A 12,264-nucleotide genomic window follows, 5' to 3' on the forward strand; every position below is an offset into this window, starting at 1 on the left:
GAGGTCCCTCGGGTCCGGCCCCTGTCCCACGACAGGGGCCTGTCCATTTTCAAGAACCTGTTCTATCTTGACGCACCGTCAGACGCGACAACCGTCAGAGGCGACACCGTCAGACCCGAACGTGCGGGAGGACAGGCAGTGGACTTCACCTTCACCGAGGAGCAGCAGGCCGCCGTCGAGGCGGCCCGGGCCGTCTTCGCGGATGTCGCGCCCGACGGCGTGCCCAGCCCCGCGCTGACCCCGGGAGCCGTCGCCGACGACTTCGACCGGCCGCTGTGGGCCAAGCTCGCCTCATCGGACCTGCTGAGCCTGGTCCTCGCCGAGGAGCACGGGGGAGCGGGCCTGGACGCCGTCGCCCTGTGCCTCGTGCTGCGCGAGGCCGCCAGGGTGCTGGCGCGGGTCCCGCTGCTGGAGCACTGCGCCACCGCCATGGCCGTGCAGGCCCACGGCAGCCCCGAACTGGCCGCCGCCCTGCTGCCCGGCGCGGGGCGCGGCACGCTCGTGCTCACCGCCGCCGCCCACGGGCGCTCCGGCCACGACCCGGCCGAACTCGCCGTCCTCGCCCGCCGCGAGGGCGAGACCTGGATCCTGGAGGGCACGCAGACCGCGGTCCCCTGGGCCCACAGCGCGGACTGGATCGCCGTACCCGCGCACACCGGCGAGGGCGAGGCCGTCCTCGCGCTCGTCCCGCGGGCCGCCGAAGGGCTGGCCCTGGCCGAGCAGGTCTCCACGAGTGGGGAGCGGCTCGCCGAACTCGCCCTGGACGGCGTGCGGGTGGACGCGACGCACCTCATCGACACCCCGGGAGCCTGGGAACGGCTGCGCCAGCTCCTGGCCACCGGGACCTGCGCACTGGCGCTCGGCCTCGGCGAGAACGTACTCACCATGACCGGCGAGTACACCGGCAAGCGCGAACAGTTCGGCTTTCCGGTGGCCACCTTCCAGGCCGTCGCCGTCCAGGCCGCCGACCGGTACATCGATCTGCGCGCCATGGAGGTCACCCTGTGGCAGGCCGCTTGGCGGCTCGACGCCGCGACCGGCGGCGCCGGTGGTCCGCTGCCGAGCTCCGGTGATGTCGCCGTCGCCAAGATCTGGGCCTCGGAGGGCGTGCGCCGGGTCGTACAGACCGCCCAGCACCTGCACGGCGGCTTCGGCGCGGACACCGACTACCCGCTGCACCGCTACCACGCATGGGCCAAGCAGCTGGAGCTCCAGCTCGGCCCGGCCGCCGCGCACGAGGAGGCCCTGGGCGACCTGCTGGCCGCTCACCCCCTCGCCTGAACCGGCTCCCGGGGACAGGGGTCAGAGCACGAAGGCCGGGTTCCCGTTCTCCGTCACCATCGGGCGCCCGGCACCGTCCCAGGCCTGCATCCCGCCGTCGACGTTCACCGCGTCGATCTCCTGGCGCACCAGGTACTGGGTGACCTGCGCGGAACGCCCGCCCACCCGGCACATCACGTACACCCGGCGGCCGTCCTCGACGGCCTCGGTCAGCTCGCCGAAGCGGGCCACGAAGTCGCTCATCGGGATGTGCAGAGCACCCTCGACGTGACCGGCCGCCCATTCGTCGTCCTCACGGACGTCGAGGACAAAGCCTTCGGAGGGCACCGCGGTGGCATCCACCGAGGGGAGCGGTCCGAAGTTCATAGCTGTCGCCTTCTCTCTTCACGGGTCTGCTGCCAACCTATCCGACCACCCGGTACGGGCGGACCGGGCTCACTCGGCGGCGAGCTCCGCCGCCAGCTCCGCCTCACGCTCGGAGACCTGCGCGAGCAGCTGCTCCGCGATCTCCTCCAGCAGCCGGTCGGGGTCCTCGGGCGCCATCCTCAGCATCGACCCGATCGCGCTGTCCTCCAGCTCCTTGGCCACGAGCGACAGCAGCTCCTTGCGGCGTGCCAGCCACTCCAGCCGGGCGTACAGCTCCTCGCTCTCGCCCGGTACCGCCGCCTCGGGCGCCGGCCCGGCCGCCCACTCCTCGGCCAGCTCGCGCAGCAGTGCCTCGTCGCCGCGCCCGTAGGCCGCGTTGACCCGCGCGATGAACGCGTCGCGCCGCTCCCGCTCGCCTTCCTCCTGGGCGAGGTCGGGGTGGGCCTGGCGGACCAGCTCGCGGTAGAGACGGCGCACCTCCTCCGAGGGCCGCACCCGCTCCGGCGGCCGCACGGGCCGGTCGGTCAGCATCGCGGAGGCGTCGTCGGAGATCCCGTCCGAGCCCAGCCAGTCGTGGAACAGCTCGTCCACCCCGGGCATCGGCATGACCAGCGAGCGCGCTTCCTGCGCCCGTCGCAGGTCCTCGGGGTCGCCGCTGCGGGACGCCTTCGCCTCGGCGATCAGGGCGTCCAGCTCGTCGAGCCTCGTGTACATCGGGCCGAGCTTCTGGTGGTGCAGGCGGGAGAAGTTCTCCACCTCCACGCGGAAGGTCTCCACCGCGATCTCGAACTCGATCAGCGCCTGCTCGGCGGCCCGCACGGCCCGCTCCAGGCGCGCCTCGGGGCGCTCCCCACCGGTGACGGAGGAGTCACCGGAATCACCGGGGACTGTCTGCTCAGGCTGCTCGGTCTGCTCGCTCACCCGGCCAGCCTACGGCCCGTCCGCGCGGGCGGTGTTTCACGTGAAACACCGCCCCCGGCGACAGGGCCCGCCGACGCCGTCAGACGCCGGTCTCCGCCGCGATCCGTCCGGCCCGTACCGCCGCCACCAGGTCGGCGTGATCGGCCTCGGTACGGTCGGCGTAGGCCACGGCGAAGGTCGCCATCGCCTCGTCCAGCTCGTCGTTCTTCCCGCAGTACCCGGCCAGCAGCCGCGGGTCCACGCTGTGCGCGTGCGCCCGGGCCAGCAGGGCGCCGGTCATCCGCCCGTAGTCGTCGATCTGGTCGACGGCCAGCGCCGCCGGATCCACGCTGCCCTTGCGGTTGCGGAACTGCCGCACCTGGAAGGGGCGGCCCTCCACCGTGGTCCAGCCCAGCATGATGTCGGAGACCACCTGCATCCGCTTCTGCCCGGCCACCACCCGGTGGCCCTCGTGCTCCTCCGGCGCCGAGACGAAGCCGAGCCCGGGCAGGTGCGGCAGCAGTACCGAGGGCCGCGCCTCCTTGACCTGGAGCACCAGCGGCTCGCCCCGGTGGTCCAGCAGCAGCACCACGTACGAGCGGGTGCCGACGCTCCCGGTGCCCACCACGCGGAAGGCCACGTCCTGGATCGCGTACCGGGCCAGCAGCGGCAGCCGGTCGCCCTGGAGCGTCTGCAGGTAGGGGCCGAGCGAGGCCGCCACCGCCGCCGCCTCCGCGTCCCCGACCCGGCGCAGCACGGGCAGCGCGTCGACGAAGCGGCGGCCGCCGTCCGGCCCTATCTCCGTGGACTTGGCCGCGAACCGCGCGGAGGTGTTGTTGCGGGCCTTCTCCGAGACCCGCTCCAGCGTGCCCAGCAGATCGCGGGCGTCGGTGTGCGAGACCAGTTCCTCGTCGGCGATGGCGTTCCACGCGTCGAGCGCGGGCAGCTTGGACAGCAGCCGCATGGTGCGCCGGTAGGCGCCGACCGCGTCGAGTGCGGCCGCCCGGCAGGTGTCCTCGTCCGCGCCGGCCACCCGGCCCGCCAGCACCAGCGAGGCCGCCAGCCGCTTCACGTCCCATTCCCACGGGCCGAACACGGTCTCGTCGAAGTCGTTGAGGTCGATGACGAGCCGCCCGCGCGCGTCCCCGTACAGACCGAAGTTCGCCGCGTGCGCGTCGCCGCAGATCTGCGCGCCGACCCCGGTCACCGGACCGCCGGACAGGTCGTGGGCCATCAGCCCGGCCGCCCCGCGCAGGAACGCGAAGGGGTTCGCGGCCATCCGGCCGACCCGTATCGGAGTCAGCTCGGCGACCCGCCCGGCGTTGGACTCCTCCACCGCGCGCACGGCGTCCGGCCGCCCGGCCGGTGCCACGAAGGCGGCGTGCGCCGACCGCGGCAGGCGGGCGCGCAGCGCCTTGCCCTCCTCCTTCGGCGAACCGGCCGCCACCCTCGGCGCGAAGCCCGCCACGTCCGGAATCCGCTGACCCGCAATCGCCGCCATCGACGCCGCCCCCACCCGTTCACTTCATTGATCGCTTCTCGAACGGGCTGACCGTATCTACAGCCCGGCGTCCCTGGCCAGCAGCGCCGCCTGTACGCGGTTCTCGCAGTCCAGCTTCGCCAGGATCCGGCTCACGTACGTCTTCACGGTCGCCTCGCTCATGTGCAGCCGCCGGCCCGCGTCCGCGTTGGACAGCCCCTCGCCCAGGAGCGCCAGCACGCCGCGCTCCCGCTCGCTGAGCTCCGCCACCTGACGCCGGGCCACCTCACCGCGCACGGCGGCCTTCCCGGACGCCAGCTGGTCCACCACGTGCCGGGTCGCCCCCGGTGAGAGGTACGCGTCCCCGGCCGCGGCCGCCCGGACCGCCCCGATCAGCTCGCCCGGCGCCGAGTCCTTCAGCAGGAATCCCGCGCCGCCCTCGCCCAGCGCCCGCAGCACGTTCTCCTTCTCGCCGAAGGTGGTCAGGATCAGCGCCCGCACCTGCGGCACGGCCCGCCTCAGCTCCCCCAGCGCCGTCAGCCCGTCCATCACCGGCATCTGGATGTCCAGCAGCATCACGTCGGGCGCGTGCGAGCGGGCCAGGTCCACCGCCTCCCTGCCGTTGGCCGCCTCCGCGACGACCTCGATGTCCGGCGCCGAGGTCAGGATCATCCTGATCCCGGCCCGGATCAGTGGCTCGTCGTCGGCGATCACCACTCTGATCACTTCGGCTGTCACACCGCGCTCCTACTGCTTGACCTCGTACTCCTGCTTCTCCACGAGCTTGCCGTCCTTGAAGCAGAACCGGAAGATCCGGTCCGTTCCCATGCCGCTCGGCTGGTCCTCGGCCAGCAGGGCCAGGCACTCCGAGCCCGCCGGCTTGGGCGGCCCCTTGCGGGCGGCACCGGCGGTCAGGAAGTTCTCCCCGCTCGGCAGCCGGTCGCGGACGGCCTGTTCCGTCTCGCCCACGTGCACGGCATCGAACTCGTCCCGGTCGATCATCGCGTCACTCGCCGAGTCGATCATCAGCACCACTGCGGCGCCGAACGCGACCATCAGCAGCACCGCCGCCGCGAAGGCGACCCCGCAGCCCACCGCGAGGCCGCCGGACCGGCTGGGCATGCGCACGGCCAGCTCCCGGTCCACCGCCTCCCAGTCCATCGGCTGCTCCCCGTCGCGCCCCCGTACACGGCCGCGCGTGCGGGCCTGCGCCTGCGCCCGCTGCCCGAAGTCGTCGGCCACGTCCTCCACACCGGCCGGCTCCGCCCCGTACGGCAGGACCCCGGCCACCCGGAACCCGCCGCCCTCGGCGGGGCCCGCGTGCACCATCCCGCCGACGAGCCGTGCCCGCTCGCGCAGCCCCGTCAGGCCCTGCCCGCCCGACACCACCTCGTCGGCCGCCGGACCGGCCGCCGGCCCGTTGGCGATCTCCACGACCAGCGAGTCGTCCTCGAACCGCAGCTCCACCGCGATCGGCGCCCCCGGCGCGTGCTTGTACGCGTTCGTCAGGGCCTCCTGCACGATCCGGTACGCCGCGTGGTCGCAGGCCGCGACCAGCGGCCTCGGCTGCCCCGACGTGGTCAGCCGGACGTCGGTCCCCGAGCCCCGTGCCGCCTCGACGACCCCCGCGATACCGGCCACGCCGCGCGCCGCCGGCTGGGCCTCCTCCACGGGCGCGGGCGCCTCCACCCCGTCGCGCAGGATGCCGACGACCTCGCGCAGCTCGTGCATCGCGGCCACCGAGGCCTGCCGCAGCACGCCCACCGCCTCGCGCTGACGGTCGGTGAGCTTCGGATCCACCTCCAGCGCCCCGGTGTGCACGGAGATCAGCGCCAGCTGGTGACCCAGGCTGTCGTGCATGTCCTGGGCGATGCGCTGGCGCTCGCGCAGCCTCGCCTGCCCGGCGACCATGGCCCGCTCGCGCAGCAGCTGCCCGTTGCGCTCCTGGAGCGCGCGCAGCAGGGTCCGGCGCTGCGACCAGTACCGGCTGGCCAGACCCGGCATCACCGTCATCGCGAGGAACATCAGCGTGGAGAACACGATCACAAGCAGCGGTCTCATCTGCGACCACTGGTCCAGCACGCTGAAGCCGACCGCCGCGACGAAGGCCAGGGTGAAGGCGGCCAGCGCCCGGCCGACGCCCACGATCCGCCGCCCGGCCGACCAGCCCATGAGGGGCAGGATGAAGAACGCCCCGGGCAGGGCCGTGATCACCGCCGCCCCGAGCACGAGCGTGGTCCCCGGCAGCCTGCGGCGCAACAGCGTCAACACCATCACCGCCACGGCGCCCCCGAGCATGCGCGGAGCGGAGGCGTGGCTGACCTCCTCGACGCCCAGGCCGAGGATGGCCAGCACACCGCCGAGCGCCAGGTCCCCCGCCAGCATCCGCCGGGTCCACGGCTCCGGGCCCCTCAGCCAGTCCCAGCCGGCCCGCGTCTTCGCCTTCGCATCCACGCGCCCGACCCTAGACACCCGCACCCCGGCCCGGCCGCCCTCTTTCGTCTCGCCCCGCACGACGAAAGTCGACCGCGGCCCCGTCCCCACGCCCGCACGTGCGCGGCGTCCGCCGGCGCAGGCGGCTCCGGGCCCTCGGAACGGTCGCCCGACGGCTCACCCGCCCCTGTGACACCGGCCTTCCTTCACCGGTACCGGACCACCCGGACACCGGACTCGCGGAAACCGTCCAGGTCCCGCAGCTCCTCGGCGGAGGAGTCGACCAGCCCCACCATCCCTGACTCGCTGTGCAGTCCCGCGAGGAGCACTCCGGTGCTCTCCCGCCCCCGCGCGTCCAGCCGCCTCACCCACACCAGGGCCCGGCCCCCGGCCGGCAGGGCCCGCAGACCCCCGACCGCCGCGGCCACGGTCGGATGCTCCGAGACGGACAGCACCGGGCCCAGCTCCGCCATGGTGGAGCCGAACCAGTCGGCCCTGCCCGGGGCGGGCACCGGCCCCGCGGGCTCGTTCCGGTCCCAGGCGGCCAGGAACCCCCAGGGGTCGGAGTTGGGCAGCAGGAACGGCTCCTGCGGCCCCTTCGGCACGACCACCGCGGCGTCGAGCATCGCGTGGCGCCAGTCACCGGTGCGCAGCGCGGCGGTGGTCTGGCAGGCGAACAGCCACCCCCGGGCGGTCTCGTCCTCGGCGGCCGGCTCCACCAGCTCGACGGGATCCGTGAACGTGTCCCTCAGCCACATCTCGGCCTTGTGCCGGGCGGTCCCCAGGTCGGGCGCGGTCGGCGGCACCCCGGCCCCGGGCTCGACCCGGGCGAAGACCAGCTGCAGCACACCGGCCTGGTCCAGCCGCGCCAGCCCGCCGGTCATCCCGTCCAGGAACACCACCTGGCCGTTGTTGTTGTGCGCATAGATCAGGTGCCCGCTGACCTCGGTGCCGCCGATGACGCGCCGCACCCACACCACGCCCTGGGTGTCCGGCCCGGTCTCCCCGGCCCGCGCGATCACCTCGTCCCAGCTCGCGCACCGCAGCTCGCGCGCGGCAGGGAAGTAGCGGCGCAACAGCAGCTCCCACCAGCCGGGCGCCTCGTGCGCGGGCTGCCACGGCAGCGGCGACGAGGGGCCGCCCGCGATCGCGGCGGCCGTCGTGACCACGCAGCCGCGGGCGTTCAGCCGCCTCGCCTGCGCCTGCGGATCACGCTCGACCGGATCGCGCGTGTACGCCGAGGCGTCGCCCCACGGATCGCAGGAGGCGGGGTGGAACGGCTCCCCGTAGTCCTTGGGCACCACGAGCGACGCCGCCAGCATCGGCGTGCGCGGATAGCCCGGCTGCTCGGTGGTCCGGCAGGCGAACAGCCAGGTACCGGCGTCCTCCGCGACGGGCTCGATGCTCACCAGCTCGACGAGTCCGTTGTACGTGGACAGCAGCCACTCCAGCGCGGTCTGCCACGGCTCGGCCTTCGAGGTCTTCGCCGTACCGGCCCGCTCCCAGCCGCCGTGACGCACGTAGGCGAGGTACTCGTCGAGGGGCAGGTGCGTCGGCGGGAAGTCCACGCGCGAGCCGTCCTTGGCCACGATCACCAGTTTGTTGAACGGCCCCACCAGGGGATCCCCGGCGTCGATGCTCTCCTGGGTGTCGTACCGGACGATCCAGGCCAGTTCGTGCTCCTGGGTGAGCTCCGGCCGCAGCACGATCGTCCACGGTTCCGAGGCGAACGCCTGCTCGATGCGGACCCGGGCCGCTTCGACGGCCTCGTTCAACGTGAGCATTTCTGATTCCTGACGACGCTAGCGGTAGGGGACATGGGCGATCTCGCTGATGTTGTGTGTCTCAAGTGTGGCCAGCTTCCCCGTCTGGCCGTCCAGGAAGACGACTCCGTGGGGGTGTTCACCGCGTTGAAGACGTGGCCGGCCATCCCGTGGCGGGAGATCGCGACCACACTGCGCGAATCCGGCCCCCGCTGTTCGAGGTCCTTGACGATGTCGTCGTAGCTGCTGACGACCTTCTTCGCGCTCGGTTCCACACCGAGTTCCTTGTACGGGATGTCGCCCGGCCCGGTCTTCGGCGCGGCCGAGACCTCCACACCGTCCAGCCGGCGGTCCAGCGTCACCACGTTGTTGGTGCAGTTGTACTGGTAGCCCGGCATGTTCGTGTTGTTCATGTCCTTGAGCCACGGGTACTGGTCGTCGATGAACTTCTGGGCGTCCTTCTTCCCGACCGAGTCGGCGTGGATCGAGGGCCGCTCGGTCACGCCCTTGGTCGGCTTCGCCAGATGCGACCAGGCCGACGGCTTCGTCGCCGCGGCCTCCGCGACCCGCACCCCCGCCCGGGCACCGCCGAAGCCCTTGGTGCCGATGAGCTCCGGCACGAGCCGTCCCAGACCCTCCGACGGGTCGTTCTTGAAACTGTCGATCAGCGCACCCGGGATCCGCTCCGGGTGGGCGGCCGTCGACACCAGGCCGGCCAGCGTCATGTTGAGGTTCTGCTGGTACTCGGCCGGGTGGGTCAGGTTGTACGGGTCCATCGGGTTCAGGCCGCGCGCGAAGTTGAGCAGGCCTGCCGTGCCCTTGACCACGCCGCCGACGAAGTGGTTGAGCTCCACCGCCTGGCCGGCGAAGTGGTCGGTGATCCCGGCCAGGGCCCGGTCCGTCGCCGAGGGCTCCTTCGGGGCATGCTCCAGCGCCGCGTCCATCGCCTTGGCCACGGCTCCCGCAGCCTCGTCGCGCTGCCTGCGGGCCTCGTTCAGGATCTCGTGGGCCCGCACACCGTCGGCCTTGCCCACGTCGACCGGCTTCTGCGGCTCCGGTCCGGGATCCCGGCCGGCCTCCGCCGCCGCGTTGTAGCTCCTGGCCTTCGCGGCGTACGTCTCGTGGGCATCCTTCGCCGCCTTGACGCCGCCTTGTACAGGTCGATGGCCTGCTGCGCCTGCGTCTGCGCCCATTCCACCGTCTCCGCGTACCGGTTCAGCGCACCCGCCGCGGCCTCGCAGGCGTCGGCGGCATGCAGCCAGTCCGTGGGATGCATCGCGAACTTCTGCCGGAACGCATCGGCCGCCTGCCCCTTCCAGTGACCCGAGTCCAGCGCCCGCATGCCCTGCCCGACACGGTCGAACGCTCCGTGGAAATCCGTCAGGTGCTTCGCCGACTCCCGGATCTTCGCCGGCTTGCCGTGCACCAGCTCGTTCGCCTGCTCGCTCTGGCCGAGCTGCTGCTCACCGACCGAAGCACCCAGGCCCGAAGCGACGTCGTCGCCCCAGTCCTCGACCTTGTCCGCCCAGTCGTCCGCCCCGACGTACTCCAGCCCCGCGCCGATCCCGTCGGTGGCCTTGTCGACACCCTGCCCGACAACCTTCTTCGCACCCTCCCAGCCGTCGTCCAGCTTCTCCAGACCCTTGTCCAGGAGACCGCCCCAGTCCGCCATCAGCGCTCACCGCCCGAAGGCTGCGGCTGCGGCGCGGGACCGACCCAGTCGTCGACCGCCGCATCCACCTCGTCCCGCATCCCCGCCGCATTGATGATCTGGTTACCGAGGAGCATGTCCGAGCTGTTGACGTCCCGCACCGCGCCCTTCCAGGCCTCCTTGCTGTTCTCCCGCGCCCGGTCGAAGGACTCGTCGCTGTAGTCCGCGTCCCGGACCTGCGTATACACGTTGTCGGAAAGGACCCCGCCCCAGTCCTTGTCGGTGATCTCCTTCTCCGACGCGTACGGATTGCCCATCGCGGAGTTCGTCAGCACCTTGAAGCTGCCCTGGATGTACTGGTCCTGCTCGTGCATCACACCCGCCGACAGACCGACGTCGAACGCGAACTGGTTCCCCTGCTGCACCAGCGCCCGCACGCCCCACTCCCAGCGCTCGCAGAACGTCTTCATCGACGCCGTCAGACCCTCGTTCCCGCTCTCCATCCCCGACAGCACCAGATCCGAGAAACCCCGGCCCATGCTGGCCGAACCCACCATCCCGAGCTCCTTCAGCTCGCCCAGCGTGTCCGTGATGCCCTTCGCTATCTGCCCCAGCGCCTGCTTCGAGACATCGACGTCCGCCCCGTCCCCGCTCACGCCATCCCCTCCCGACCGGCCCCGTCCAGCGCCGCACCGACCGGCACCAGCCCCCGCACAGGCGGGAAGACCATCCCGTCCGGCCCCGCCACGTCCAGCACCACCCGGCTACGGAAATCGGCCAACCGCTCCAGGACCGCCTCACGGGCCGCGGCCGCATCCACCGCACCGGCGTGTTCCTGTTCACGCGCCGACGCGGCCGGTTCCACCGGCATCCCCGCGTCCACCCGCTCCGTCGCGGCGGCCCGCAGCAGCCCCCACTCCTCGTCGAAACCCACTCACGACTCCTCGTACCGACCGGGAAGCACGCTCGTGCACATCCGCCGGCGACAACTCGTCTCGAAATTCGGACAGTTGGCTCAACCCTAACCCTGCCGTCGGACAGAACCGCAGCTCAGGGGCCCCGAGGAGGGACGTACGTCACATATACGCGGGCGGGGAAACACGAAACGGCCGCCACCGCTTTCGCAGTGACGACCGTCTCGTCGATGTGGGCGAGGGGGGATTTGAACCCCCACGTCCCGAAGGACACTGGCACCTGAAGCCAGCGCGTCTGCCGTTCCGCCACTCGCCCGAGCAGCGCCCCAGTGGATCTTCCCTTTCGGGCCTTTCCCCTGGCGACGTCGAAACATTAGCACGGAGAACGGGGTGGATTCACATCGCTTTCCCGGCACCCCCTCGCCCCGCCGCGGACGGCCCCTCCCGCACTCCGCTCCCGGTGCGGGACACTGTCCTGGGAGCGCCCCTACGATCCCTTGTGAGGACCAACACTCGTCCTCACAGGAACGATGGGGAACCACCCGAATCCGCCACGCGTGGATACGATCAGTAAGCAGTACAGGGCGACAGCGACGGAGGAGGTGCCCCATGGGAGTTCTGAAGCGGTTCGAGCAGCGACTCGAAGGTCTGGTGAACGGCACCTTCGCCAAGGTGTTCAAGTCCGAGGTCCAGCCGGTGGAGATCGCCGGAGCCCTCCAGCGGGAGTGCGACAACAACGCCACCATCTGGAACCGCGAGCGGACCGTCGTCCCCAACGACTTCATCGTCGAGCTCAGCGCCGGTGACTACGACCGCCTGAGCCCCTACTCCGGGCAGCTCGGCGACGAGCTCGCGGGCCTGGTCCGCGACTACGCCAAGCAGCAGCGCTACAGCTTCATGGGCCCCATCAAGGTCCACCTGGAGAAGGCCGACGACCTCGACACCGGGCTCTACCGGGTCCGCAGCCGCACCCTCGCCTCCAGCACCTCCCAGCCGCAGGCAGGACCGCCGTCACCCCAGGGCGGATACGGCTACCCACCGGAGAACCAGCCGCAGGGCGGGTACGGATATCCGCCGGTCGCGGCCCCGCCCATGCCCAGCGCCCCGCCCCCGGGCGGACCCGGCGCCCGGCGGCCCACTCCGGGCGCACCCGTCGGGACGGCCCCCGCGGCCGGCCCGGGCGGCGCCCGGCGCCACTGGATCGAGATCAACGGCACCCGCCACCAGATCTCGCGCCCCACGCTCGTACTCGGCCGAAGCACGGAAGCCGACGTGCGGATCGACGACCCCGGCGTATCCCGCCGGCACTGTGAGATCCGGACCGGAACGCCCTCGACGATCCAGGATCTCGGGTCCACCAACGGCATCGTGGTGGACGGGCAGCACACCACCCGCGCTACGCTCCGCGACGGCTCGCGGATCGTCGTGGGCAGCACCACCATCATTTACCGGCAAGCCGAAGGGTGAAGCGGGGGC

General features: G+C 72.2%; 11 protein-coding genes, 1 tRNA gene and 1 pseudogene. 2 read left to right on the forward strand and 11 right to left on the reverse strand.

What is annotated here, in order from left to right:
* The first annotated feature begins 138 nt into the window (after positions 1-138).
* Positions 139-1,281, forward strand: a complete 1,143-nt coding sequence (locus KO717_RS17965) for an acyl-CoA dehydrogenase family protein (protein WP_301368844.1) — start codon at positions 139-141, stop codon at positions 1,279-1,281.
* 21 nt (positions 1,282-1,302) lie between these two features.
* On the opposite strand, the gene KO717_RS17970 is transcribed toward KO717_RS17965, so the two are convergent.
* The 11 genes and pseudogenes from KO717_RS17970 to KO717_RS18020 form a co-directional block, all read right to left on the reverse strand.
* Positions 1,303-1,647, reverse strand: a complete 345-nt coding sequence (locus KO717_RS17970) for a rhodanese-like domain-containing protein (protein ID WP_301368846.1) — start codon at positions 1,645-1,647, stop codon at positions 1,303-1,305.
* Positions 1,648-1,716: 69 nt separating this feature from the next.
* Entirely contained in the window at positions 1,717-2,478 is a 762-nt protein-coding gene (locus KO717_RS17975; protein ID WP_301374587.1) for a hypothetical protein, read from the reverse strand.
* Positions 2,479-2,647: 169 nt separating this feature from the next.
* Positions 2,648-4,048 carry a DUF2252 domain-containing protein gene (locus tag KO717_RS17980; RefSeq protein WP_301368847.1) on the reverse strand — a complete coding sequence of 467 codons (1,401 nt, stop codon included), beginning with the start codon at positions 4,046-4,048 and terminating at the stop codon, positions 2,648-2,650.
* 57 nt (positions 4,049-4,105) lie between these two features.
* Complete coding sequence (locus KO717_RS17985; RefSeq protein WP_301368848.1) at positions 4,106-4,765, reverse strand: response regulator; 660 nt, start codon at positions 4,763-4,765, stop codon at positions 4,106-4,108.
* A 9-nt stretch (positions 4,766-4,774) separates the two neighbouring features.
* Entirely contained in the window at positions 4,775-6,481 is a 1,707-nt protein-coding gene (locus KO717_RS17990; RefSeq protein ID WP_301368850.1) for a sensor histidine kinase, read from the reverse strand.
* 185 nt (positions 6,482-6,666) lie between these two features.
* Complete coding sequence (locus tag KO717_RS17995) at positions 6,667-8,244, reverse strand: YrhB domain-containing protein (protein WP_301368852.1); 1,578 nt, start codon at positions 8,242-8,244, stop codon at positions 6,667-6,669.
* A complete protein-coding gene (locus KO717_RS18000; RefSeq protein ID WP_367401582.1) occupies positions 8,232-9,167 on the reverse strand; it encodes a toxin glutamine deamidase domain-containing protein in 936 nt (311 codons plus the stop codon). The genes KO717_RS17995 and KO717_RS18000 overlap by 13 nt, the downstream gene beginning before the upstream one ends.
* Positions 9,168-9,191: 24 nt before the next feature.
* A pseudogene (locus tag KO717_RS18005) lies at positions 9,192-9,895 on the reverse strand (putative T7SS-secreted protein); the annotation flags it as partial.
* Positions 9,895-10,530 (reverse strand): hypothetical protein, encoded by a 636-nt coding sequence (locus KO717_RS18010; RefSeq protein WP_301368856.1) that lies wholly within the window; start codon positions 10,528-10,530, stop codon positions 9,895-9,897. The pseudogene KO717_RS18005 and the gene KO717_RS18010, both read right to left, overlap by 1 nt.
* The gene (locus KO717_RS18015; RefSeq protein ID WP_301368857.1) at positions 10,527-10,808 is read right to left on the reverse strand and encodes a hypothetical protein; all 282 of its coding nucleotides are present in this window, start codon (positions 10,806-10,808) and stop codon (positions 10,527-10,529) included. The genes KO717_RS18010 and KO717_RS18015 overlap by 4 nt, the downstream gene beginning before the upstream one ends.
* A gap of 213 nt (positions 10,809-11,021) precedes the next feature.
* A tRNA-Leu gene (locus KO717_RS18020) sits at positions 11,022-11,104 on the reverse strand.
* A 293-nt stretch (positions 11,105-11,397) separates the two neighbouring features.
* On the opposite strand from KO717_RS18020, the gene KO717_RS18025 reads away from it, so the two are divergent.
* Positions 11,398-12,255, forward strand: a complete 858-nt coding sequence (locus tag KO717_RS18025; protein WP_301368858.1) for an FhaA domain-containing protein — start codon at positions 11,398-11,400, stop codon at positions 12,253-12,255.
* Positions 12,256-12,264 lie beyond the last annotated feature (9 nt).

The sequence above is a fragment of the Streptomyces xanthophaeus genome (assembly GCF_030440515.1).
GTDB lineage: Bacteria > Actinomycetota > Actinomycetes > Streptomycetales > Streptomycetaceae > Streptomyces > Streptomyces kutzneri.